Below are 23,774 nucleotides of genomic sequence, written 5' to 3' on the forward strand. Positions count from 1 at the left end.
CTCGGTCAGCCGGCGGCGAACGGTTTGGCCATCACCGAGGGCCGGAATCCGTATCGAGGGGCCGCACCACCGAACTGCCCGGCTGATTGACTCAGCGCACCTAGCGGTGCCCCCATGGGCAGTCCGCTGATGCCGGCTTCAGCCGCCGCCGTGGGCACCGTGAGCCCGGTGCTCATCGCGGCAGCAGCCGGATTAGCGATGGGCGCAGCCGCTGCCCAGCTTGCGGGTGTGGACAGACCGCCCACCGGGATTGCCTTTCCGAGTGCTGCCACGACGCCGGTGCCGGCACCGTGCATGCCCGTCTCCGCCGCGGCACCGAGTGCCTGGATACCGCCCTGCAGGGCCTGGGCCGCCGAGACTGCAACGGGTGCAAGGCCTTTCATGAACTGCGTTACAGCGATCACGGCGCTGGTGGCTTGAGAGGTGGACGTCGCCAACGGCATGAACGGGGTGATGAATTTGCCGTACCAGGCCAGGGTCTGGTCGAGGGAAGTCGGGACCGCCAGGCTCTTGAGGGTGTTCGGGATGGCGGCCGTCAACTTGGACAATCCGTCTTGGACGGCGGTTTGAGTCGCGTTCACGGTGACGGCGCCCAGTGCGGCATCCTGGCGGGCCAGTCCCGACAGTGTGGCGACCTGGGGCGCTGACTGGAAGCCGGTCAGCTGGGTTGCCGAGGCCGCGGAGGCCGCATAGCCGTACATGGCGAGCGCGTCCTGGGCCCACATCTGGCCGTACTCCGCCTCGGTAGCCGCGATCGCCGAGGTGTTCAGCCCGAGAAAGTTGGTAGCGACCAGCGCTGCCAACTGGGCACGGTTCGCTGCGATCAGCGGTGGAGGCACAGTCATGGCGAATGCAGCTTCGTGCGCGGCGGCAGCGAAGTGGGCCTGGCGGGCAACCTTTTCGGCATCGGCGGTGCTGGTTTCCAGCCAGGCGATGTAGGGGGCGGCGGCTGCGGCGAGGGCCGTTGCCGCGTGCCCCTGCCAGGGTCCGTCGACCAGGGCGGCAATCGTCGTCTGGTACCCGGTTGCAGTGGTGTGCAGTTCGGTAGCCAGCGCACCCCACGCGCTGGCCGCGGCCAGGAGAGATCCTGGCCCCGGGCCGGCGTACATGCGCGTGGAGTTGATTTCTGGTGGCAGTAGCCCGTAGTCCATGCCGGGGCTCCCCTTCTTGCTTGTTCCTAGATCAGTTCATTCAGCCGGCGGCCGCCGCGTTGGCGGCTTCGGTGAGGGCGTAGGAGTCGGCACTGGCGGACATGGTGGCCACCAGGAGTTCGTGGATGGCTGCGGCCTGGGCGCTGACGGCCTGGTACTGCGCGCCGTGGGCGGCGAGGCGTGCCGAGATCAGTGCCGATACCTCGTCTGCAGCAGGTGGCACGACACCGGTGGTGGGGGCAGCGGCTGCGGTGTTGCCGGCGGTGAAAGCTGCGCCGATCGCGGTCAGGTCAGCGGCGGCGCTTGACAGCAACTCCGGCTGGGTAGTGACAAATGACATGAAATGCCCCTTCGGGTCGGTGCGTTAAGCTCAAATGAGTGGTCGATCTCGGTATAGATGCAGGCTATCGAGCATGCTCTGGCCCAGTCATCACTCTGTCGAGGGATTTCAACATGCTGGCGACTTCGATTGACACATCATTGACAGCAAATCAACAGTTTTGTCGAATTGAATCAACAGAACGTTGACTTACTTCGACAGCTAGGTAAGGTGACAGCCATGCCCAAGCCATCGACCAGCACCGATCGAGTGCAGGCCTCCCGGGGCCGACGCCAATCACACCTCGTCGGCGACGACCGCGAGCAAGCCATCCTCGCCACGGCCGAACGCCTACTTCAGGAACGGCCCCTGGCCGACTTCTCCGTCGACGACCTCGCCAAAGGCGCCGGGATCTCGCGGCCCACTTTCTACTTCTACTTCCCGTCGAAAAACGCGGTCCTGCTCTCTTTGCTCGACCATGTCAACGTGCTGGCGCAGGCAACCGTCCAACCACTGCGCGAAAAGCTCTCGGGCAACCCCGACACGGACTGGCGCGCTCGCATCGAAGCCTTCTTCGAGATCACTGGGGCCCACCGCGCGGTTGCCGTCGCGGGCGCGGCCGCCAAAGCCACCAACCCTGAAGTCCAGGAAATGTGGTCCAACCTGATGAACGGATGGATCGAGCACAACACCGCCGCCATCGAGACCGAACGCAAGAAGGGCACCGCCCCCGACACCGTCCCAGCCAAAAACCTGGCGACCGCGCTGACCCTGCTCACCGAACGAGTCATGGTCGCAACCTATTCCGACGAGAAAGCGACCATCCCGGAAAAAGAAGTCGTCGACACACTCGTTCACATCTGGCTGGCCAGCATCTACGACCGCTGACGCCGCCCGGCCCGCGCGATGCTCTGCTCGATCAACCGGTCGATAGCGCCTAAGTAGGTTGCGGACGGTTCGGCGCCGTTCAGGTCGGCGATGGCCCGTTGTTCACCGAGAACGTCTGTCTTGGATAGGTTCTCGCTCATTTGCGCGGCATGGACCTGCAGACCGGCCAACAACTCGGTACATTGCGAGCCGGCGACGACGGCTCGCCGCGCCAGGGTGCGCACGGTGTCCCATTCGACGTGCCAGGCGCCGTCGGGACGCTCGTCGTGGGCCAGCGCGGCGGCGGTGTGCAGCGTTGCGACCAACGGCGGGGCGGCGATGGCGGCACGCCGGATCAGGATGGACAGCACCGGGTTTCGTTTGTGCGGCATCGAGGATGAACCCCCGCGAAGCCCGGTTTCGGGTTCACTGAGTTCGGCGATCTCCGTTCGGGCCAGGGTGGCGATATCGGTGGCGATCCGACCCCAACAATCGGTGCACCCCACCAGTGCCTCGGCGGCGGCGGTGATCGGTGTTCGCGTAGTGTGCCAAGGGAATCGGAAGTCGAGACCCAAAGCCGTTGCGGTGTTTCGACATACCTGTTCGGCGAGCTCGACGGGGTCCACGCCGGGAACACGCTGCGAAGCCAATTCCACGGTGGCCGAACATGTTCCGACCGCCCCGCCGAGCTGGGCCGGAGTGGACAGTTCGTCGAGCCGCTCATAGGCGTCGACGACCCCATTGAGCCAACCCGCGACCTTGGCGCCGAAAGTGGTGGGCGCTGCGTGCTGAGTCAGGGTCCGCGCGACCATCGGGGTGGCCCGGTGCGCAGTCGCGAGTGCGGACAGTGTGGAGATCTGCGCCGTGAGCTGGTCAGCGATCTGGTCGATGACAGCACGCAACGCCAACATCAGGGCGGTGTCGACCACATCCTGGCTGGTCAGCCCCCGGTGGATCCACGGCCCGACTTCGGGCTCCGCCCGCTGACGAAGTAGGGCAACCAAGCCGATCACCGGGCTCCCGCCGTCCTCGGCGGTGACCGCGAGCGACTCACAGTCGTGCGCGGTCACCAGGTGCCGCAAGTTGACACCGTCGACGGGCACCAGACCGGCTGCGCTGAGGGCATCCAGCCACGCCGACTCCACCGCCACCATTGCCGCCAGCAGCGCCTGGTCGGTCATGTGTTCTCCGGCGCGCTCGTCGCCGGGCCACAGCAGGTTGGTCATCGCCCCTCCCCGTACCGAAGGAAGATCGTCTCGCGGGGACCCTGAAGGTGAATGTCAAAACGGTATCGCGTTCGCGCGGAACCGCTTTCGGCGACACAGAGCAGGGTCTGCCGACGCCTGGGGTCGACGGCCGACAACAACGGATCGGCATTGATATCAGAGGCGGGCAGATACGCCCGAGTGAAGATCCGGTCCAACAGTCCCCGCGCAAAGACGGTGACGGCGAAGAAGGCTGGGCGCCCGGGGCTCACCGACCCCGGGATCACCGTGGTGAACTCGTAGCTCCCGTCGGCATCGGTCGCCGCCCTCCCCCAGCCGGTGAACGTCGACCCGTCGCGCCGCAGCGAGCCGGCAGCCCGCGCGATCCGTCCGTCACTGTCGGGCTGCGAGATTTCCACCAGCGCATCCGGCACCGCATTGCCCGAACCGTCGAAGACGGTGCCGTGCAACTCGATGGCAGCCGGATACGCATCGCAAACCAGTGCACTGTCGCCGACGTACGGCAACCCGATGCCGAAGAACGGCCCGACGGTTTGCCCTGGGGTGCAGATCAATTCGGGCTCAGCCACTGTCACCTGCCAGCACCCCACTCAATACGACATCCCACCGGTAGCCGGTCGCGTATTCCGGTTCGGTCAGGTCATGGTCGTATGTCGCGACGAGACGTTGGCGCGCAACGGGATCCAGGATTGATCCGAATATCGGATCGAGCCCGAACAGCGGGTCACCGGGAAAATACATCTGGGTGATCAGACGTTGGGTGAAAGCCGTACCGAACAACGAGAAATGGATGTGCGCCGGCCGCCACGCGTTGCGGTGGTTGCGCCACGGATAGGGTCCGGGCTTGATGGTGGTGAATCGGTATGAGCCGTCCGGTCCGGTGAGGCAGCGCCCAGCGCCGGTGAAATTCGGGTCGAGCGGAGCCGGATGCTCGTCGCGCTGATGACGGTAGCGACCGCTGGCGTTGGCCTGCCAGATCTCCACCAACTGCCCTACCACCGGTCGACCGGATTGCTCGAGCACCCGCCCGGTGACCAGAATCCGCTCACCGATCGGTTCACCCGCATGACCGGCGGTCAGGTCGGCGTCGAGTGGATCGACATCTTGGTGGCCGAAGCACGGCGCAAAGCGTTCGATCGCTTCGGGGTCGACGGCCACCAGTGGGTGTTTCGGGTGCCGCAGCGCGCTGCTGCGGTAGGGCGGGTAGTCGAGTCGCGGCTGATCGCCCACCCCGACGAAGCGCTGGTAGCCCGCCGCGATGTCGGCCATCTCGGCGGTGATGTCGGCTTGCGACGCGACGCGCTCCGGTGCGGCGTTCACGGACGTGAGGCTACTCTCGCGCGACACCTATCCGGCCGCATAGCGTTACGCCATGCCAAGTGACTATGTCTACGACCAGGGCTTCGCCGAGGAGCGATCCCGGTTGAACGCGATGGAGAGCCTGTGGGACTCCGGCACTAAGGCCCTGCTCGACCAGCTTGGCATCGGCGATCCCGAAAGGCCGGCACGCTGCTTGGAAGTGGGCGCTGGCGGCGGATCGCTCCTGCAGTGGATGACGACCCGGGGCGCCACCGTGCTGGCGGTCGACATCGACACCCGATTCATCGAACAACTGGCCAGCGACAGCATTGAGGTCCGGCGTGTGGATATCCGCACCGACGAACTCCCCCAGTCCGAGTTCGACTTCGTCCACGCCCGACTGGTGCTCGAGCATCTGCCCAACCGCCGGGAGATCCTGGACCGCCTTGCCCAGACGCTGCGTCCCGGCGGCTGGCTGGTGATCGAGGATTTCGACTGGACGCCTTTCGGTTTCGAGGGCGGCGACGATCTGATGGACCGAGTCACCAAAGCGACCCTGACGTTCATGCAGCGCGCCGGGTTTGAGCCGCACTACGGCCGCCAGGTTGTCGCCGATCTGGCGGCGGCCGGTCTCACCGAGGTTCGCGGCGAGGGGCGCGCGCGAGTGATCGATTCCAGCGCGACGGGTTTCGAGTTCTTTCGGCTTTCCTTCGCCAGCTTGCGCGGGGCGATTGTGGATGCCGGACTGATCTCGCCGGAAGACGCAGAGGCAGCCGCCGCGGGCTTCGGTGCGGGCATGCGCATCTACACACCGATCATGATGGCCGGAATCGGCCGCCGCTGACGGCTAAATGGCTTTCAGCAGCGCCGCTTTGCCTTTGGTGCGAAGCCGGTGTAGGCGCGAGCCGCGAAGCTGCTCGATGCGCGCCGCCATCTTGGCCCCGAGATCATCGAGTTCGGCCTCGGAGAGCTGCACCGGCGGGGGCGCCGGGATCATGTCGCGTTCCTCTTCGTCGGCGTGCGCCTCCAGGACGGTTTTGAAGGTGTTCCACTCCTCCTCGTAGCCGGGCGCGCTCTGCGGCGTACGCAGCAGCACACCCAACTGGTCGACCACCTGACGATGTTCGGCGTGCGCGATCGCGATCAGTTCGGTGGCCGCCGCCAAAGCCGGGTAGTACAGGTCGTCCTCGATGCGGAAGTGGATGTCGAGCTCGAGCAGCATTTCGTCGAAAAGCTCGTGCCGCACTTGGCTGTTCACCGGCGCGTCGCTGACCTTGCGGCCCAGCCCCTTGATCACCACGTGGTGTTCCTTGAGCACGTCGTAAGCATTCACTAGACCACTCCATCCCTACTCACAACGACCGGTTCCTCAGCGCGCACTTCGACCATTCCGTCGACCAACCGGGTCTCGTAGCACGGCAACGGAGTAGCCGAGGGACCACGCAGCACCTCACCGGACTCCAGCGCGAATCGCGATCCGTGCCAGGGGCATACGATCCGTCCCCGGTCGACCCACCCGTCGACCATCGGCGCGGCGAGGTGGGGGCAGAACTCACCGAAGGCCGACACCTCGCCCGGATCCGTTTGGCAAACCACCAGTCCCACGCCATCGACCTCGACCCGGACGGGTTTTCCGTTCAATTCGTTGGCCGGCAGTACGGGCGTCCACTCCGTGGTCCGGAGCTTTTCGCCGGACCGATCGATCCCGATTCCGGAGCCGAACACCAGCGCCCCACCGAGGTAGCTTCCACCCAGGGTGATTCCGTAACCCACTGTGCTGATTGCCATTCCACGTAGGCGATTGCCGCGGTGCCGTTCCCACCACGACAGCGCGTACAACGCGGTCGCGGCCGAGTTCACCACGCCGTGCACGACCCCCACCCGGCGGTCTTCTTCGTGGGTGTGCTGCCAGTCGGCCACGCCGGTGACCGCGGAACCCATGCTGGCGAGAATCCCCAGCCCCAACGAGCGCGAAGCAATATCCGAAGCGGGCGAAGCCTCGTTGGTGCGCTGGCCGCCGAGCACGCTGAGTGCGTCCAGTGCCACCGTCGTTCCGAGCGCACCACTGGCGAACGAAGCCAGCGGCGGATGCACCGGATGCCCCAGCCAGACACCGTTGAGCGCATTCATGACGCGATCGCGGGCCGAGCCCAACGCATTGAAGAGCAATGTGAGCACGTGCTCGAGCCGATAACTCGGCCGGTCCAGCCATTCCTGACGGCCGATGGCCGCCACGACTCGCGATCCGATATGCACCAGATTCCTCCCAACCCCACTGCAAACTGTGATGTGCAGACACTATCCCAGCTCGCAATAGTTTACATAGTGGTGATTGTAAATACATATGATTCTGCTAGACAGAGACAATCTCTGTTCATCAGATATTCTTGGCAGGTGAGGTGCCATGACCATTCAGAGTGACGTCATTGCGAACGTGCGCCGCGGCATGGTCCCCGCGCACATCTACAACGACACGGATCTGTTCACGCTGGAGAAGGAACGACTCTTCAGTCGGTCATGGATGTTCGTCGCACACGAGTCGGAGATCCCGCAGGACGGTGACTACGTCGTGCGCAGGGTGCTCGACGACTCGTTCATCGTCACCCGCGACTCGAATGGCGAAGTGCGGGCGATGTTTAACATGTGCCTGCACCGCGGCATGCAGGTGTGCCGCGCGGAAATGGGCAACGCCTCCAATTTCCGCTGTCCGTACCACGGTTGGACCTACCGCAACGACGGCCGACTCACCGGTCTGCCGTTTCACCGCGAGGCCTACGGCGGCGACGCGGGTTTTGAAAAGGGCCAATCCCTGCTGCCCGCACCGAATATGGCGATCTACAACGGCCTGATCTTCGTCAACCTGGACCCGCACGCGCGGCCGCTGACCGACTACCTCGGCGACTTCGCCTTCTATCTGGACTACTACACCAAGCAGAGCACTAAGGGCCTGCAAGTGCGCGGACCGCAACGATGGCGGATCAAGGCGAATTGGAAGATCGGCGCCGAGAACTTCTCCGGCGACATGTACCACACCCCGCACACGCACGCGTCGATCGTCGAGATCGGTCTGTTCCGAGAACCGAAGGCGCAGAAGCGCAAGGACGGCGCTACCTACTGGGCGGACTGCGGCGGCGGAACCACCTACAAGTTGCCGCCGGGCGACTTCGACGAACGGATGCGCTACGTCGGCTACCCCGACGAGATGATCGGTCGGATCAAGGAAGCCTGGTCACCTCGCCAGCAGCAGGTCGTCGCCGACGACGGTTTCATGTTCTCGGCCGCCACCTGCTTTCCGAACCTCAGCTTCGTGCACAACTGGCCGAAATTACCTGGCGGCGATGCGGTCTTGCCGTTCATCTCCATCCGGCAATGGCAGCCGATCAGTGCGAACGAGACCGAGGTGTGTTCCTGGTTCGCCGTGGACGCCGCGGCACCCGAGCAGTACAAGAAGGACTCGTATAAGGCGTACCTGATGTGCTTCGGCTCGTCCGGAATGTTCGAGCAGGACGACGTGGAGAACTGGGTGTCGTTGACTACTACCGCGGGCGGTTCGATGGCCCGCCGATTGCTGTTGAACAGCCGGATGGGATTGCTCGCCGACGACCGTCCGGTGATCGACGCACTGACGGCCGATTCCTTCCACGGTCCGGGACGGGCGCAGGTCGGCTACAACGAGTACAACCAGCGCGAACTGCTCAAGTTGTGGGCGGAGCTCTTGTCATGAGTAAAGCATTGCCGTTTAACGATATTCGGCACCTACAGGCCCATCAGTTCCTGGTGGATGAGGCCTACCTATTGGATGCTCAGCATTATGAAGCGTGGCTGGACACCATGACCGAGGACATTCGCTATGTGATGCCGGTGCGCGTCACCACCGCCCGCGGCGCCGGCTTCGATACCTCGCCGGGGATGGATCATTTCGACGAGGACAAATACTCGCTGAGCCAGCGGGTGGCCCGAATGGGTACCGAGCACGTCTGGGCCGAGGATCCGCCGTCTCGACTTCGGCACTTCATCACCAACGTGCGCACTTTCGCGTGCGACGATGATGCGCAACTGCTCGTCGAGTCTGCCGAACTGCTGTTCCGCAGCCGCGGTGACGTCAACGACAGCGCCTTGCTGTCCTGCGGTCGCGAAGACCTGTTGCGTTGGGACAGTGGGCAAGAAACCTGGTTGCTGGCCCGCCGCACCATCCGCGCCGACGAGTCGGTGCTGCGGATGCAGAACCTGGCGGTGTTCCTGTGAATCCCGTCGGTGAGCCCATCACTGTCGCAAACGAATTCACCGAAGTGGTGGTTCAGCGGGTCGATACCCGCAACGGATCACGGCTGCTGATCCGCGCGCCGAAATCCGGGCAGTGGATCAGTCTGGACGCACTGGAGGTCGAGGCACTGACCTGGCAGAACCCCCGTACGCTGGCAGCCATGGTCGGCAATGTGAACGCGCCACTGCTGCCGGATGTTGAGGACGGCCCGGACGAAAAGAACAACGATGCCCGGTTGGCTTGACGGCAAACGCGCGTTGATCGTCGGCGCCGGATCCGGAATCGGGCGCGCAGCCCTCGACGCATTCCGCGCCGAGGGCGCCAAAGTCGCAGTGCTGGAACGGGATCAGGGCAAGTGCGTCCGGCTGCGCGAAGAACTCCCGGAAGCTCCGGTGGTCGACGGTGACGCCACCACCCGCGAAGCCAACGACCGCGCGGTCAGCGTTGCAGTGGACAGTTTCGGCGGTCTCGACATCTTGGTCAATTGCGTTGGAATCTTTGACTTTTACCAGGGAATCGACGACATCGGCGCCGATGACCTGTCGGATGCGTTCGACGAGATGTTCCGCACCAATGTGCTCAGTCATCTGCAGTCCGTCAAAGCCGCACTGCCGTCGCTGCGCGCGCAGGCGGGCGCCTCGATCGTGCTGACCGAGTCCACGTCGGCCTACTATCCCGGCCGGGGCGGTGTGCTGTACGTGCCGTCGAAGTTCGCGGTGCGCGGGTTGGTGACGGCGCTGGCACACGATCTGGCTCCGCAGATCCGGGTCAACGGGGTGGCGCCGGGCGGGACGCTGAACACCGAACTGCGTGGCCTGGCCAGCCTTGGCCTCGACAACGTCCGTCTCGACGACTCCCCCAGCCGGGCAACGGAACTGGCTGCCCGTTCGCCATTGAACGTCGCGCTCTCCGGCGAAGACCATGCCTGGAGCTACGTCTTCCTGGCCTCCGACCGATCCCGCGGCATCACCGGTGAGACCATTCACCCCGACGGCGGATTCCGTTTGGGCGCAGCGAAATGAGTGACCTGCTGGCAGCGCAGCGGGCTTTGGTGGCTGAAGGTTGCCGGGTCGCCGCCAACCGCGGCTTGGTGGACGGCATCCTCGGTCATCTGAGCCTGCGGATCGACGACGACCATCTGCTGATCCGCTGCCGCAGCGACACCGACACCGGGGTGGCTTTCACCCGTCCCAGCGACATCCGACTGATCACCTTCGACGGAAACGAAGGAGCCGCAGGCGAACTCGACGGTTACCGGGTGCCCAACGAACTGCCGATACACACCGAGACCATGCTCTCCGATGCCCGGCATCGAGCCGTCGCGCACCTGCATCCGCCGGACGTCGTCGCCGCCGATCTGGCCGGCATCACGATCCGGCCGATCTACGGGGCGTACGACATTCCTGGGGCCCGGCTGGCCCGCGGTGGTGTGCCGGTGTACGAACGCGCGGTACTGATCCGCAATTCGGGGCTGGGCCGGGAAATGGTGGCGGCGATGGGCGAAGCGCCGCTGGTGATCTGCCGTGGGCACGGAATCACCAGTGCCGCAGCCACCGTCGAGCAAGCTGTGTTACAGGCGATCAGTCTCGACGAGCTGGCCCGCATGTCCTTGCGGGTGCGCTCCGCCGGCGGCCCACTGCGCGACATCGACGACGCCGATTGGGATGACTTGCCGGACCTGGGTTCGGGCTTCAACGTCGAGTCAGCCTGGCGGCACGAGGTCGCCCGGCTGCCGGATCAGCCGAGTTGATCGCCGATTTCCTTTGCCGCCTTCACCAGTGCGGCGGCCATCGACGAATACGTCGACGCGGACAGCCGATTCTGCGGAGCGGCGGCATTCAACGCCAGTAGCAGTCCGGGCGCCCGGGCGGGGATTGGCACCGCGACCGAGGCGACGCCCTCTTCGCTCTCTTCGCGGTTGGTGGCGTAGCCGCGTTCCCGGATGCGGGACAGTTCGGACTCCAGCTTGGCGCGGCTGACTATCGAGCGTACGGTGATGGCGTCCAGTTCGTCGCGCGGAAGCAGTTGTCGCACTTCGGCTTCCGAGAGTTGCGCCAGCAGAGCCTTGCCGGTGGAGGTGCAGTGCGCGGGCATGATTCGTCCCAGCCGGGAGGCCACCCGGACGGCCTTCGGTCCTTCGACAGCGGCGACGAATCGCACGTTGGCGCCGTCAAGCATCCCGACGTGAATCGACTCGCCGAGTTGCTCGCTGAGGCCACGCATGATGGGCACAGCGGTGCGTTGAATGTCGATGCGCCCGAAGATCGCAAAAGCCACGCTGGTCAGCGCCGGACCGGGCAGATATGCCTTGGAGGTCGGATCCTGGCGGACGAAGCCACGATAGGTCAGCATCGCCAGCAGTCGGTGGGCGGTCGACGACGCAACCCCCAGATAGCGGGTCGCCTCGCTCAGCCGGATCTGCGGTTGCTCGCCCAATAGCAGCAACAACTTGAGCGCGTTGTCGACCGACTCGATCGGATACTGCGGCACGTCATTCCGCATCTCGCGAGCCTAGCGAACTATCCGCTCTTACCGTTGCTGCCAGGCGCGCCCAACAGACCCGGTAGGCCGGCAGTGCCGCCGGGTGATCCGCCCGCGCCGCCGTTGCCGCCGGCGCCGCCGAAGGCGAAGCTGCCGCCTTTGCCGCCGCTGGTGCCACCGCCACCGCCGTCGCCGCCGTTGCCACCCTGACCGCCGGCGCCGCCGGAACCACCTGCACCACTGCCCCCGTTGACGCCTGCCCACCCGATCAGGCCGCCGGCCCCGCCACTGCCGCCGCTGGTACCGCCGACGCCGCCGACACCGCCGTTACCGCCTGCGCCGCCGAGGCCACCGATGACTCCGTTGCCGCCGGCGAGCGTTCCGCTGCCGGTCACGCTGCCGCCGGCACCACCGATAGCGCCCAGGCCACCGACGCCGCCGATACCACCGGTTCCGCCGAGCCCACCGGAGCCACCGGCGTCGCCGAGACCGATGAAGGCGCTGCCGGCACCGCCGTTACCGCCGATTCCACCGCCGCCGCCCGCGCCACCCAAACCACCCAGGCCGCCACCACCACCGATACCGCCGTCGCCCCCGGTGCCGGCCCCCGCCCCGCCGGAGGCTGCGGCGCCGGCTCCACCTGGACCACCTGCGTACCCGTTGGCACCGGCCCCACCAGCGCCGCCGATGCCACCGGCACCACCGGCACCACCGTTGCCGGTGACCAGCCCGCCGCGTCCGCCATCACCGCCGACTCCGCCCATCCCACCGTTGCCGGCGACACCGACCGCGCCGTGGCCGGCACCGCCTGCACCACCCTTGCCTCCGATGGCAGCGCCGCTGCCGGTGTTCTCAGCCGACCCGCCTACGCCGCCCGCACCTCCGGCACCGCCACCGGCCCCGCCCGCTGACCCATCGCCTCCGTCACCCCCAGTGACGGTCGTGGTACCACCGACCGAACCGGTGTTGGTGAAGGTGGCAGCACCGCCGGCCCCGCCGGCGCCACCGTTGCCGCCGGTCGGCCCGGCGACGCCTCCGCCGCCGCCGTTGCCTGCGTGAATATCCAGGTCGCCAGTGATGGAGAAGCCGCTGGTGACGGTTGCGGACCCGCCGACACCACCGGTACCTCCGGTTTCAGCGGCAGCGCCGCTCCCACCCGGGTCCCCACTCGCGCCTGTGACCATCACATTCCCGACAATGTTGTTGAGAACCGTGGCGTTCGCGTCCCCGCCTTTGTTACCGGGCGAGGCCATCCCGCTGGGGGTGGGGTTCGCCCCGGCCATCCCGGTCAGGCCGGTCCCGCCCTGACCGCCCGCGCCGCCGGAACCGAACCAATTGGCACTGCCGCCGTGACCGCCCGCGCCGGGCAGGCCGCCAAGGACCCCCGCCACCGCGGCGCCGCCTTGCCCGCCGTTGCCGCCGTCGCCGAGCAACGTCCCGCCGGGACCGCCGTGCCCACCGGATGCGCCGGCTCCACCGAGACCGCCGTTGCCGCCGTCGCCGAGCAGCAGCGGCCCCGCGCCACCGTTGCCGCCGACAGCGCCTTCCCCGCCCATGCCGCCGACACCACCGGAACCGAGGTAGCTGGCGGCACCACCGCTGCCACCCGCTGCGCCCCTACCGCCGGCCCCGCCGAACCCGCCATTGCCGAACACTCCACCTGAGCCGCCGAGGCCCCCGACACCGCCGGTGGTGCCCGCGCCGGCATCGACGCCGCCGCGACCGCCTACTCCTCCGCTACCGATCAGGCCGGTGATTCCACCGGTGCCGCCGACCCCGCCGGCCGTGGTCGCCCCGGCGGCGCCGCCCATTCCGCCGACACCGCCGTTGCCGAGCAACCAGCCGCCGCGGCCGCCGCTGCCACCCGCGGCGCCGGACCCGGTCACCCCGACTCCGCCAGCGCCGCCGACGCCACCGTTGCCGATGAATCCGGCTTCCCCGCCGGCGCCACCGGGCAGGCCGGCCGCGCCTGAGCCGCCGTTGCCACCGTTACCGATCAGCAGCCCGCCCGGGCCACCAGACGCCCCCGAGCCATCCGGTGCGTTGGCGCCGTTGCCGACCAGCGGGCGCCCGAACAAAGCCTGGCTCGGCGCATTGACCAGGCCCAGCAGGTCCGCCAGTGGCGATGCGCTTGCCGCTTCGGCAGCGGTGTAGGCATTCGCGCCGCCGGCCAGCGCCCGGACGAACTGTTCATGAAACGCACCGAATTGTGCGCTCAGGCTCCGGTACACCCGGCCGTGCGCTTCGAACACCGCCGCGACGGCACCCGACACCTGGTCGGCTGCCGCCGCCAGCACACCGGTGGTCGGCACTGCGACAGAGGCATTCGCCGCCGCCAGCGTCGATCCGATTCCCGCCAACTCTGACGCCGCCGAAGACACCGACTCGGGTATCGCAACAACGAACGACATCTGAAACCTCCCGACAAGGTCCAAGGAATTGCCGCGTCAGCAGAAACCTTCAGCAACAGATCCTGATCCGGTCGTAAACCCGCAACAGCAAATTCAGACGGCAGATCTGCCTCCTTGCCAACTATCGTCACGCCGCTGGAAATCGTTACCGGCAGCAAACGAAAAGTGGAATCGCGACAGGGTCCGATGCGCGGGGAACATCAGGCGGTCAAGCCCGCGGGTGGGCGGTTTCCGATTCGTTGCTTGGATGAAAACGCCATACCCAACCCTAATTTTCTATACGATTTACATGCGTTACGTTGCAGAGTGGCCGGAAATTATGACCGGCATGCAACGTGGCGCGCCATTCTGAGCCAGAGTGTCTGGAATGGCGCTGGGAAAGGACCGCGCGTTGAGCTTTTTCGCCCTACCTCCGGAGATCAACTCGCTACGAATGTTCGCGGGCGCGGGGTCCGCGCCAATGCTCGACGCCGCCGCGGCCTGGTCTGGCTTGGCAGACGAACTGGCTGCAGCCGCGCAATCCTTCGCAGCTGTGACTTCGGGATTGACCGAGCAGGCTTGGCAGGGCCCGGCGGCTCAAGCCATGGCGGCCGCGGCAGCGCCGTATGCGGGATGGCTCAGCGCGGTTTCGGGTCAGGCTGCCACTACGGCCGGGCAGGCTGACGCTGTAGCGGGTGCGTTCGAGGCGGCTCGAGCGGCGACAATTCACCCACTGGCAGTCGCCGCCAATCGAACCGTTTTTGTGCAATTGGTGCTATCGAATCTTTTCGGGCAGAACGCGCCGGCAATCGCGGCCGCCGAGGGTTTCTACGAGCAGATGTGGGCCGCCGATGTGGCCGCGCTGGTGGGCTATCACTCGCAAGCCTCGGCGGCGGCCGGCGAGTTGGCTGCCTGGCCAGAGTCGCTGGCCGGCCTGGCTCAGACGAATACCAGCATTGGAAATAACGGTCCGTTGAACCTGGGCATCGGAAACACCGGGGGCAATAATTCCGGCAGCGGGAACACCGGCAGCACCAACCTGGGCAGCGGCAACTATGGCAATGGAAATCTGGGCAGCGGCAACGGCGGCAATGCCAACGTGGGAAGCGGCAACACAGGCAACGCCAACCTGGGTAGCGGGAACTGGGGTAACACCAACTTCGGCAACGGGAACTTCGGCAACCGCAACCTGGGTGGCGGCAACCAGGGCAACGGAAACTTCGGGCCGGGCAACGTCGGCGATGGAAACGTCGGCGGCGGAAATATCGGCTCCACCAACTTCGGCAGCGGCAACGTCGGCTCCTTCAACATGGGCAGCGGCAATATCGGCCACAGCAACGTCGGCTTCGGCAACAAAGGCGGCTTCAACTTCGGGTTCGGCAACAACGGCACCAACAACATCGGCTTCGGCCTCACCGGTGACAACCTGGTCGGCATCGGCGCACTGAATTCGGGCATCGGGAACTTCGGCTTCGGCAACTCGGGCAACAACAACATCGGCTTCTTCAACTCCGGCGACAACAATGTCGGCCTCTTCAACTCAGGCAGCGGCAATTTCGGGTTCGGAAACTCCGGCGGCACCAACACCGGCTTCTGGAACGCCGGCGGGATCAACACCGGCTTCGGAAACGGCGGCAGCAACAACGTCGGCTTCGGCAACGCCGGCTACGGCAACATGGGCGCCGGCAACGCCTTCTACTACAACGTCGGCTTCGGCAACGCAGGCTCGGGCAACACCGGCTTCTTCAACTCGGCCGACTACGGGACCAACACCGGCGCATTCAACTCGGGCTACTGGAATACGGGCTTCTTCAGTTCGGGTAACACCAACACCGGGATGTTCGACTCGGGTAGCCTGAATACCGGCTTCGGCAGCTCGGAAACCCCTGTCGGCGTAGTGAATTCGGGCTTCGGCAATGTCGGCAGCAATCTGTCCGGCTTCTGCAACCACGGCAGCGACTCGTCCGGCTTCCAGAACAGCACGGCCGACGCTTTCGGCTACACCTCCGGCTGGCACAACTCCGACGGGCGGGGCAACGTCGGGTTCTACAACTCAGGATTCGGTCTGGCGGGCTTCGGCAACACCGGCGTCTACAACACCGGCATCAACAACTCGGGCAATTACAGTGCGGGCCTGTACAACTCGGGCGATTACGACTCCGGCAGCTTCAATAAGGCCAATGAAAAGTCCGGCTTCTTCAATTAGTCTGCGTCACTTGCTCTTTCGCCCAACGATAATCGGCCTTACCCGACGGTGACCGCTGCAACCTGGTACGGAAAATCACCTCTTTGGGCAGTTTGTAGCGCGCGATGTGTCGGGCCGCCTCGGCGAGGATGCTGTCGGGGTCGGCCTGCTCGCCCTGCACCAACTGGACCAGTGCCACGACTTCGTTTCCCCAGCGTGTGCTCGGCCGGCCGGTGACCACCACGTCATAGACCGCGGGATGCTCGAGGATGGCGGCCTCGACCTCTTCAGCGAAGATTTTCTCACCGCCGGAGTTGATGGTCACCGAATCCCGGCCGAGCAGCTCGATCTGGCCGTCGGCGTGCCACCGGGCGCGGTCGCCGGGCACCGAGTGCCGGATTCCCTCGACGACGGGAAAAGTCCGCGCGCTCTTCACCGGATCGCCGAGGTAGCCGAGCGGAATCGGACCCTGTTGAGCCAGCCACCCGATCTCGTCGTCGCCGGGCGTCAGGAGGCGGGTCAGGTCCGCGCTGACCACCACCGCGCCCGGGTTCGGGACGAATCGCCCGGAGGCGTTCTGCAGTCGGCTGGACACCTGGCCCATTTGGGATCCCGATTCCGAGGAGCCGCCGGCGTCCAGGATCGTCAAGTGCGGCAACAGTTCCACGAAACGCTGCTTGAGTGGCGCGCTGAGTGCCGCTCCCCCGGTGACCAGAACGAACAAACCGGAAAGGTCGTAGTCGCCGGCCTCGAGCGCGTCGATCAGCGGGCGGCCGAACGCGTCGCCGACGAACGACAACGAGATCGCGCGTTCCCGGCTGGCCAGGGCCCACACTTCGGCCGGATCGAAATGGGTGGTCGTCGGCGCCATCACGAACGGCCGTCCGCTGCACAGGTTGATGAATGCCGCCCACTGTGCCGCGCCGTGCATCAGCGGCGCGGCCGTCATCGAACCCGGCCCGTCCGGTCGCGACCGCTCGACGATCTCGTCCAGGCCGGACACCGGCTCGCCGGAGCCGAAAGTCCGCCCGCCCATGGCGTTCATGTAGATGTCGTTCTGGCGCCACAGCACCGCTTTCGGCATGCCGGTGGTGCCGCCGGTGTAAAGGACGTAGAGATCGTCCGGCGACGGGACGAGGTCCAGCGGCTCGTCCGATACCGAAGCCAGCAGTTCTTCGTAGCGCACCGCGCCCGGCAGTGGTTCATTGCCGGACTCGTCATCGACGTGGATCAGCCGTACCTGACCGGGCGTCTTGGCCAAAGCCTCGATCAGCGTCGGCGCGAACCGCGCCTGGTACATGATCGCTTCGGCGTCGGCGTTGCCGATCAGGTACACCAGTTCGTCGGCAACATATCGGTAGTTGATGTTGAACGGGGCGACCCGAGCTTTGTACGCGCCGATCATCGCCTCGAGAAACTCATTGCAATTGGCGAGGTAAAGGCCGAGGTGGCTTTGGCCCGATTCGTGCGGCGCCAACTCCGAACGTTCCCGGCGCGCGCCCAGGCCCCAGTCGTGCAGCGCCCGGGCGAACCGGCGGGCACGCTCGTCGGTCTGCGCGAAGGTTAACCGCCGGTCCCCGAATACGATCGCGTCCCGATCGGGGTTGGCTGCCGCTACCGCCGAAAAGACCTGGGCCAAATTGAATTCCACGAACTCTCCTCACCTGGGCGCGCTCGGGGTTCAGGCTCCCGCCACGCTACCGCGCAACTTCGCGGCCAGGTTCTCCGTACGCAGCCGGCCCCGGTCAGGCATCCTTTACGCATGGATGTGGAGGCCCTGCTGCAAACGATCCCGCCGCTCGCGGTTTACCTGGTGGTCGGCGGTGTGATCGGGCTGGAAAGCCTGGGCATTCCACTGCCCGGCGAGATCGTGTTGGTCAGCGCGGCATTCTTGGCTACCAAGCACCCGGAGATCAACCCGATCGGCGTCGGCGCGGCAGCGGTCGTCGGCGCAGTGACAGGCGACTCGATCGGCTATTCCATCGGCCGCCGGTTCGGGATGCCGTTGTTCGACCGACTGGGCCGCAAGTTCCCCAAGCATTTCGGCCCCGGTCACGTCATGCTCGCCGAACGCACCTTCACCCGCTGGGGCGTGCGAGCGGTGTTCTTCGGTCGTTTCATCGCCCTGTTGCGCATCTTCGCCGGTCCGTTGGCCGGGGCGTTGAAAATGCCCTACCCGCGCTTTCTGCTGGCCAACGTCTCCGGCGGTATCTGCTGGGCCGGCGGCACCACTGCGCTGATTTATTACGCCGGCATGGCCGCCGAGAAGTGGCTGTCCAGTTTCTCTTGGGTCGCGCTGGTCATCGCGATCATCATCGGCGCCACTGCCGCGATTCTGTTGCGCGAACGCACTTCTCGCGCGATCGCCGAGCTGGAAGAAGAGCATCGCCGCAAGACGGACTCCACGGAGCCTGAGTCAGTGCAGTAGGTAGCTTTTAGCCAACCGCCTCGACGACGCTGCACTGGACGTCGCGACCCTCTTCCGGACGGTGCCGCTCGATGAGGCTGCGGGCCATCGCCTGAGCTCGGTGCGCAGCTTGTAGGTCGCCGACGGCCGCGAGGACGATGGCACCCTTCATCAGGATGTGCCAGGACGAGGCGAAATCTTCGACATCCCGCAAACCGGCTGCCACCGCCCGGCGCCGCACGATGTCGCGGACATGGTCGATATGGGCGATGCTGGCCATACCGGCGGGATGATCGGGCCCCAGTTCGAGCAGCACATTGATAAACGAGCAGCCCTCATAGCCGTCGCGGCTCTGGAACCAGTCGTGCATGACGTCGAAGATCGCCAGCAAACGTTCCTCGGGTGTAGTGCCGAGCAGTTCCGAGTGCGCCTCGATCAAGCCGTGCGTCCACAGCTGTTCGCGGCGCTCCAGAACCGCAAGAACCAAGTCATTCTTCGTCGCAAAGTGCCGATAGAGCGTGGCTTTCGCCACCCCGGCCCGCTCGATCACCTCGTCGGTACCCACGGCCCTGATGCCGCGCCGACTGAACAGTGCGTAAGCCGCGGACAATATCCGTTCGCGGGCCGGCACGGGCGGAACGCCGGGTGCCGCCAGGTCAGGCTCGTGAGGGGGCAGATTCATAGCAAGCCTTAACATACTCTTAGTCAGCCTATGTAGACAGACCGCTCTGTCTTGTTATAGAAATGAGACTCACGGCGATATTTCTGTCTGTCTTCAGTCGCGCAGGATGGGCATCCATCGCGGCGTTTCCAACGCCAGCCGATTAGGAGTGCACATGAGCCTGATCATTGCCGAATCTTTTTCAACACATCTGACGATAAGCACCAGACTGCGCTCCGAACTAAGTAACCGGTGCAGCACGTTACGTGCGACCACCGACCGCTACGGCGAGGCCGTTGTGATCCACGCCGGCGGCGAAGTCGATGCCTGCAACGAACGCACGTGGAAGCAGTTAGTCCACGAGGCCGCGACGACCGCGTCCCCGCCAGGGCCTTTCGTCGTTGACGTCACCGATGTGGATTTCATGGCGTGCTGCGCCTATGCCGTACTGGCCGACGCCGCGCGCGACTGCCGCGGGCGCGGTGTCGAACTGCGCTTGGTGAGCGGAGCACCGATCGTCGCGCGGGTGGTTCATGCCTGCGGGCTCAGCGACACGCTGCCGATCTACCAGACGGTCGATCAGGCCCTCGCGGCGCCGACCGTTTAGACGCCCCGCCTCAGACGGCGCCGGTAGCGGCCAATTCGCGGCCGACCCCCACCGGCGGCGGCCCGACCTCCAGCACGGATCGCACGGCGGCGCGCAGGTAGTCGCGCAGGATCTGCATGCTGTATCGCTCACCGCGCAGTCCGATCCACTTGGGCAGATCCACGATGCAGGCCGCAATCAGATCGACCGCACTGGGATCGCTACGCGCCCAAAGACTTTCGGCCAGTTGCGCCATCACCTCGGCGAGCTCGGCCGCAAGGGCCTGCAGCTGTTCGGCGACGTCGCCGGGCATCGGCTGGCCTACCACCTCGTCGCGACGCACCGTCATCAAGCAAGCCGACGATCCCGGGTACATCTCCGGATAGAGCAGCGACGTCTCGGCCGCCGCGTACACCGCGTCTAATGGCTCACTGCCGGGTTGGGCACTGGCCTCCTGGATCAGGCTGGTCAACTGGTCCAAAAAGCGGCGTTCCGCGCGAATCCAGACGCGGCCGAGCAGGCCCCCGCGGGACTCGTAGGTTCGGTAGATCGCCCCGTTGGAGACCCCGGTGGCCTTGGTGAGCGCGCGAATCGTCACAGCATCAATACCGTCCTTGGCCACCAAATCTTCGGTGGAATCCAGTACGTATTCGTGCTCTTGCGCCCGTGGACTCGACACTCCTGAAACGCCCCCTCATACCGACGTGCATGGTGATTGCGCAAGGGGGCCCGATCCCCCAAGTGCGCATTGCCCGACCGACCTCCCCGCGGGGTCATCGAGCCCATTGTCTCCAACTGATCTGCTTCACACAGCGAAATGGCGCAGTTCATGAAATTCATAGCTGGGCGGACGCACAGAATTTGTTCGATCCGGGAGGGCAAGAAGTTTGCAATGGGAACGGTTGTCGAGCGTTTACCGCCTACCAGCAGGGGTAGGCGGCGGACATGAAGATCGGGCGCTCGGAAGACGAACTCCCGACCGTGGGCGTGGAGGAGGAATTCCTCCTCATCGACCCGGAAACCGGCGAACCAGCAGCCCGAAACCGCGACGTCGCCACCAAAGCCGGCCAGCTGGGAATCACACTGCAGCTGGAACTGGCCAGTTGCCAAGTGGAAACCGCATCCAGCGTCGCGAAAAGCGCCCACCAGCTGACCGAGGAGCTGACCTCACTGCGCCGCACCGCGGCGCGGGCCGCCGAAGCGGTCGGGTTGCGGTTGCTCGCCCTCGGGCTCCCGCCGGCGACGCCGCACAAATTCCCGGTCACCGACACCCCGCGCTACCAACGGATCGGCGAGCAATTCGGGATGGTCGCGCACGAGCAGGGAATCTGTGGTTGCCACGTGCACGTGCAGGTGCCTGATCGCGCGGCCGCTATCCACGCCAGCAACTGGCTTCGGCCCTGGCTGCCGACGCTGTTGGCGTTGTCGGCGAACTCGGCCGTGTACCGCAACACCGACACGGGTTACGCGAGTTGGCGCAGTGTGTTGTGGCGACGATGGCCGGCCGCGGGAGAGCCGCCGTTCTTCGCTTCGCCCGCCGAATACGACCGCACGGTCCGCATGCTGGTCGACACGGGAGTGCTGCTCGATGAGGGCATGGCCTACTGGGATGTGCGCCCGTCGGCGAATTTCCCGACGGTGGAGGTCCGGGTGGCCGACGTGCCTGCGACGGTCGCCGACACCGTGCTGCTGGCCACTCTGATCAGAGCGGCGGTGATCACGGCAGGGCGGGAGCCCCCCGAAGGCGCGGATCGACTGCCACCGGCCGCGTTGCGAGCGGCGTACTGGAAGGCCGCACATGACGGACTCGACGGAACCACACTGGATTTGGTCAATGACCGCGGGGCGGTGCCGGCCCGAGAGCAACTGAGTGCGCTGGTGCAACGTGTGCGCCCGGCGCTGGACGCACTCGGCGAATATCACCATGTCGTCGAGGAACTCGATCGGGTGAGCACGCTGGGCAACGGGGCGATGCGACAGTTGCAGTCATGGCGCAGACGCGGCGAGGTGATGGACGTCATCGAGGATGCCGCCGCAGCCACACTGAGCTGAATATGGTTGCTGCTGAGTCGTTTACGTGCCTGCGGTGGACCGGGTGAACGGGTTGTCGCACCGGCTATCGACATGACTACACTGCGGGAGCCTCGGCACCGCGGGCGACACCGGTGCGCAGCTTGACCGACGCCGAATAGGCCAGGCTGCGGAATCGCAGCACCGGATCGTCAGAGGGTTCGATGCCGTCGGTGACGCGCATCGGGTCGAAAACGACGATGTCGCCGTCATGTTCACGCTCGGTGTCCAGGCCGGTGATCTCGATGGTGCCGACGGTGACGGTCTCGGCGCTCTGCCACGGCGCCGACGAGTCGACGGTCGTGTCGTTCGGCCCGGCGATCTGAACGCGGTACTCGAAGGCCACCGGGCCGTCCGCGAGGCGAGTATCGAGTTCGTCGACCAGAAAGTCGGGGGCGCGTTTACGCGCGGCAGACGAGGAGAGGTGCTGCACGCCGGCGGCCGGGATCAGGTGGTAGCGAACAAATCTGCTGCCGCCGTCGGCGTCGACCCAGCGGAAGGCGTGCAACCCGTGGTACTCGATGGTGGCGTAGCTGGCCGGGACCTTGCCGGCGGCAGCGAGTCCGGGCAGCGCGCGCAGCAGGGCCGGGTTTTTCACGAACAGGCCGGCCATGCGTAACGGCTTCGTCAGGCCCGGCCGGATCGCCTTGAGCAGGTCGACGAATCCGTCCGGAGCGGCGGACACGAACAGCTTTGCGGTCTGGGTCGACACGTCGGTGGTCTCGCCGTCGGGCAGGGTGAACTTGAATGCCACGCCACGCACCCCGGATGCACCGTCCGGCTGGGTCGGACTGCCCGACCCGTTGGAGAACCGCACCAGTGTCGGGACGGGTGTGCCGTCGAGATGCTTTGCCCGCGAAAGCTTTGCCGCCTCGGGGGTGGCGGTGAAGGTGCCGCGGTACATCGTCCCCTTGGCGTGCAAGGCCCGGGAGCCCGGGCAGGCGCCTCCGGTGCCGCGGATCGCTTCGATTGCATCGTCAGGTGTGACTGGCATGTGCGAATCGTATGCCGCGGAAGCCCGCGTTACACGGCGAGCAGGCGATAAAGGCCGATCAGTCCGACCACCACGATGGTGGCGCGCAGCGCGTTCGGTGAGAGCTTCCGTCCGTAGCGCGCCCCTAGCCATCCGCCTATCAGCGAGCCCACCGCGATCAACCCGGCCACCGGCCAGCTGATTCGATCCCAGGCCACCAACGTATAGCCAACGGCAGCAACGATATTGACGAGCAGCGTGAGCAGATTCTTGGCGGCATTCATGCGCTGCATGGACTCTGGTAGCAAGGCGCCCATCACGCCGACCAGCAGAATGCCCTGTGCGGCGGTGAAGTAACCACCGTAGACACCCACCGCGAAGGTGCCCAGCACCAGGGCCGCCCTTCGAATCGGGGTGATGTGTTCGGCCGAACGACCCGCCTCCTCGGCACGTTTGCGCGCCCAGGACTGAATCCACGGGCCGATCACCACCAGAATCAACGCCAGCACCAACAGCACCGGCACGACCTTGATGAACACCTTCTCAGGCAGATGCAGCAGCAGATAAGCACCCAACACGGCGCCGGCCAACGACGCCGGGATCTGCCAGCGCAACCGGTCCCACTGCCCGTTCAGTTCCTGGCGATACCCCCAGGTGCCCGATACGCCGCCAGCGACCAGTCCGACCGCGTTGGACATGGTTGACGTGACCGGCGGATAGCCGAGGGCCACCAATGTCGGGAAGGTGATCAGGGTGCCCGACCCGACGAGGGCATTGATTGCGCCGGCCCCGAGCCCTGCCAGTCCGATCAAGATCATGTGGGAAACCGACACCCCAGAAACCCTACTGGGCTGGCAACATTGACCCCCGACAATCCCGCGTGAGGACACCGGAG

Annotated in this window: 25 protein-coding genes and 1 pseudogene; 12 read left to right on the plus strand and 14 right to left on the minus strand. The window is 65.8% G+C overall.

What is annotated here, in order from left to right; translation table 11 throughout:
• Window positions 1–5 precede the first annotated feature (5 nt).
• Entirely contained in the window at window positions 6–1,151 is a 1,146-nt protein-coding gene (locus ACZY1I_RS18430) for a PPE family protein (RefSeq protein WP_463755906.1), read from the minus strand.
• Between the two features lie 40 nt (window positions 1,152–1,191).
• Window positions 1,192–1,491, minus strand: a complete 300-nt coding sequence (locus tag ACZY1I_RS18435) for a PE family protein (protein ID WP_463755907.1) — start codon at window positions 1,489–1,491, stop codon at window positions 1,192–1,194.
• Window positions 1,492–1,710: 219 nt separating this feature from the next.
• Here ACZY1I_RS18435 and ACZY1I_RS18440 point away from each other — a divergent pair, with 219 nt between their 5' ends.
• Window positions 1,711–2,358 (plus strand): TetR/AcrR family transcriptional regulator, encoded by a 648-nt coding sequence (locus ACZY1I_RS18440; protein ID WP_463755908.1) that lies wholly within the window; start codon window positions 1,711–1,713, stop codon window positions 2,356–2,358.
• Here ACZY1I_RS18440 and ACZY1I_RS18445 read toward each other — a convergent pair.
• Genes ACZY1I_RS18445 through pcaH form a run of 3 tightly spaced genes read right to left on the minus strand, consistent with a single transcriptional unit; the run spans window position 2,346 to window position 4,832 of the window.
• Window positions 2,346–3,563 (minus strand): lyase family protein, encoded by a 1,218-nt coding sequence (locus tag ACZY1I_RS18445; RefSeq protein ID WP_463755909.1) that lies wholly within the window; start codon window positions 3,561–3,563, stop codon window positions 2,346–2,348. The two genes, ACZY1I_RS18440 and ACZY1I_RS18445, sit on opposite strands and share 13 nt — an antisense overlap.
• A complete protein-coding gene (gene pcaG, locus ACZY1I_RS18450) occupies window positions 3,560–4,138 on the minus strand; it encodes a protocatechuate 3,4-dioxygenase subunit alpha (protein ID WP_463755910.1) in 579 nt (192 codons plus the stop codon). Before pcaG ends, ACZY1I_RS18445 begins: the two co-directional genes overlap by 4 nt.
• A complete protein-coding gene (gene pcaH, locus ACZY1I_RS18455; RefSeq protein ID WP_463756289.1) occupies window positions 4,125–4,832 on the minus strand; it encodes a protocatechuate 3,4-dioxygenase subunit beta in 708 nt (235 codons plus the stop codon). Before pcaH ends, pcaG begins: the two co-directional genes overlap by 14 nt.
• Window positions 4,833–4,935: 103 nt before the next feature.
• Here pcaH and ACZY1I_RS18460 point away from each other — a divergent pair, with 103 nt between their 5' ends.
• The gene (locus tag ACZY1I_RS18460) at window positions 4,936–5,706 is read left to right on the plus strand and encodes a class I SAM-dependent methyltransferase (protein ID WP_463755911.1); all 771 of its coding nucleotides are present in this window, start codon (window positions 4,936–4,938) and stop codon (window positions 5,704–5,706) included.
• Between the two features lie 3 nt (window positions 5,707–5,709).
• Here the strand turns inward: ACZY1I_RS18460 and ACZY1I_RS18465 are convergent, their stop codons facing one another.
• Together ACZY1I_RS18465 and ACZY1I_RS18470 are read right to left on the minus strand one after the other, a co-directional pair.
• A complete protein-coding gene (locus tag ACZY1I_RS18465; protein ID WP_463755912.1) occupies window positions 5,710–6,195 on the minus strand; it encodes a hemerythrin domain-containing protein in 486 nt (161 codons plus the stop codon).
• Window positions 6,195–7,121 (minus strand): Rieske (2Fe-2S) protein, encoded by a 927-nt coding sequence (locus ACZY1I_RS18470; protein WP_463756290.1) that lies wholly within the window; start codon window positions 7,119–7,121, stop codon window positions 6,195–6,197. Before ACZY1I_RS18470 ends, ACZY1I_RS18465 begins: the two co-directional genes overlap by 1 nt.
• A gap of 145 nt (window positions 7,122–7,266) precedes the next feature.
• Between ACZY1I_RS18470 and ACZY1I_RS18475 the strand changes: the two genes are divergently transcribed.
• Genes ACZY1I_RS18475 through phtC form a run of 5 tightly spaced genes read left to right on the plus strand, consistent with a single transcriptional unit; the run spans window position 7,267 to window position 10,876 of the window.
• Window positions 7,267–8,586: an aromatic ring-hydroxylating dioxygenase subunit alpha gene (locus ACZY1I_RS18475; RefSeq protein WP_463755913.1), complete on the plus strand. Its 1,320-nt coding sequence runs from the start codon at window positions 7,267–7,269 to the stop codon at window positions 8,584–8,586.
• Window positions 8,583–9,107 (plus strand): 3-phenylpropionate/cinnamic acid dioxygenase subunit beta, encoded by a 525-nt coding sequence (locus ACZY1I_RS18480; RefSeq protein WP_463755914.1) that lies wholly within the window; start codon window positions 8,583–8,585, stop codon window positions 9,105–9,107. Before ACZY1I_RS18475 ends, ACZY1I_RS18480 begins: the two co-directional genes overlap by 4 nt.
• Window positions 9,104–9,370 (plus strand): dihydrodiol dehydrogenase, encoded by a 267-nt coding sequence (locus ACZY1I_RS18485; protein ID WP_463755915.1) that lies wholly within the window; start codon window positions 9,104–9,106, stop codon window positions 9,368–9,370. Before ACZY1I_RS18480 ends, ACZY1I_RS18485 begins: the two co-directional genes overlap by 4 nt.
• Complete coding sequence (hcaB, locus tag ACZY1I_RS18490; protein ID WP_463755916.1) at window positions 9,354–10,148, plus strand: 3-(cis-5,6-dihydroxycyclohexa-1,3-dien-1-yl)propanoate dehydrogenase; 795 nt, start codon at window positions 9,354–9,356, stop codon at window positions 10,146–10,148. Before ACZY1I_RS18485 ends, hcaB begins: the two co-directional genes overlap by 17 nt.
• Complete coding sequence (phtC, locus tag ACZY1I_RS18495) at window positions 10,145–10,876, plus strand: 3,4-dihydroxyphthalate decarboxylase (RefSeq protein WP_463755917.1); 732 nt, start codon at window positions 10,145–10,147, stop codon at window positions 10,874–10,876. The genes hcaB and phtC overlap by 4 nt, the downstream gene beginning before the upstream one ends.
• Here the strand turns inward: phtC and ACZY1I_RS18500 are convergent.
• Window positions 10,864–11,628, minus strand: a complete 765-nt coding sequence (locus ACZY1I_RS18500) for an IclR family transcriptional regulator (RefSeq protein WP_463755918.1) — start codon at window positions 11,626–11,628, stop codon at window positions 10,864–10,866. The genes phtC and ACZY1I_RS18500 overlap by 13 nt on opposite strands.
• 17 nt (window positions 11,629–11,645) lie before the next feature.
• Entirely contained in the window at window positions 11,646–14,018 is a 2,373-nt protein-coding gene (locus ACZY1I_RS18505) for a PE family protein (protein WP_463755919.1), read from the minus strand.
• A gap of 391 nt (window positions 14,019–14,409) precedes the next feature.
• Between ACZY1I_RS18505 and ACZY1I_RS18510 the strand changes: the two are divergent.
• Together ACZY1I_RS18510 and ACZY1I_RS18515 are read left to right on the plus strand one after the other, a co-directional pair.
• Window positions 14,410–14,896, plus strand: a pseudogene (locus ACZY1I_RS18510) (PPE family protein); the annotation flags it as partial.
• Window positions 14,897–14,970: 74 nt separating this feature from the next.
• The gene (locus ACZY1I_RS18515; RefSeq protein ID WP_463756291.1) at window positions 14,971–16,203 is read left to right on the plus strand and encodes a hypothetical protein; all 1,233 of its coding nucleotides are present in this window, start codon (window positions 14,971–14,973) and stop codon (window positions 16,201–16,203) included.
• Here the strand turns inward: ACZY1I_RS18515 and ACZY1I_RS18520 are convergent.
• Window positions 16,196–17,833, minus strand: a complete 1,638-nt coding sequence (locus ACZY1I_RS18520) for an acyl-CoA synthetase (protein ID WP_463755920.1) — start codon at window positions 17,831–17,833, stop codon at window positions 16,196–16,198. The two genes, ACZY1I_RS18515 and ACZY1I_RS18520, sit on opposite strands and share 8 nt — an antisense overlap.
• 111 nt (window positions 17,834–17,944) lie before the next feature.
• On the opposite strand from ACZY1I_RS18520, the gene ACZY1I_RS18525 reads away from it, so the two are divergent.
• A complete protein-coding gene (locus tag ACZY1I_RS18525) occupies window positions 17,945–18,610 on the plus strand; it encodes a DedA family protein (RefSeq protein WP_463755921.1) in 666 nt (221 codons plus the stop codon).
• Window positions 18,611–18,617: 7 nt separating this feature from the next.
• On the opposite strand, the gene ACZY1I_RS18530 is transcribed toward ACZY1I_RS18525, so the two are convergent.
• Entirely contained in the window at window positions 18,618–19,271 is a 654-nt protein-coding gene (locus ACZY1I_RS18530) for a TetR/AcrR family transcriptional regulator (RefSeq protein WP_463755922.1), read from the minus strand.
• Window positions 19,272–19,425: 154 nt separating this feature from the next.
• Between ACZY1I_RS18530 and ACZY1I_RS18535 the strand changes: the two genes are divergently transcribed.
• Window positions 19,426–19,857, plus strand: coding sequence for an anti-sigma factor antagonist (locus ACZY1I_RS18535; RefSeq protein ID WP_463755923.1), 432 nt, complete (start codon window positions 19,426–19,428; stop codon window positions 19,855–19,857).
• Window positions 19,858–19,867: 10 nt separating this feature from the next.
• On the opposite strand, the gene ACZY1I_RS18540 is transcribed toward ACZY1I_RS18535, so the two are convergent.
• Window positions 19,868–20,515 (minus strand): TetR/AcrR family transcriptional regulator, encoded by a 648-nt coding sequence (locus tag ACZY1I_RS18540; protein WP_463755924.1) that lies wholly within the window; start codon window positions 20,513–20,515, stop codon window positions 19,868–19,870.
• Between the two features lie 266 nt (window positions 20,516–20,781).
• On the opposite strand from ACZY1I_RS18540, the gene ACZY1I_RS18545 reads away from it, so the two are divergent.
• Window positions 20,782–21,888: a glutamate--cysteine ligase gene (locus tag ACZY1I_RS18545; protein WP_463755925.1), complete on the plus strand. Its 1,107-nt coding sequence runs from the start codon at window positions 20,782–20,784 to the stop codon at window positions 21,886–21,888.
• 76 nt (window positions 21,889–21,964) lie between these two features.
• Here the strand turns inward: ACZY1I_RS18545 and ACZY1I_RS18550 are convergent, their stop codons facing one another.
• Window positions 21,965–22,900 carry a catalase family peroxidase gene (locus ACZY1I_RS18550; RefSeq protein ID WP_463755926.1) on the minus strand — a complete coding sequence of 312 codons (936 nt, stop codon included), beginning with the start codon at window positions 22,898–22,900 and terminating at the stop codon, window positions 21,965–21,967.
• Between the two features lie 29 nt (window positions 22,901–22,929).
• The gene (locus ACZY1I_RS18555) at window positions 22,930–23,712 is read right to left on the minus strand and encodes a sulfite exporter TauE/SafE family protein (RefSeq protein ID WP_463755927.1); all 783 of its coding nucleotides are present in this window, start codon (window positions 23,710–23,712) and stop codon (window positions 22,930–22,932) included.
• Window positions 23,713–23,774 lie beyond the last annotated feature (62 nt).

This window comes from Mycobacterium sp. IDUB_37 (assembly GCF_055419245.1).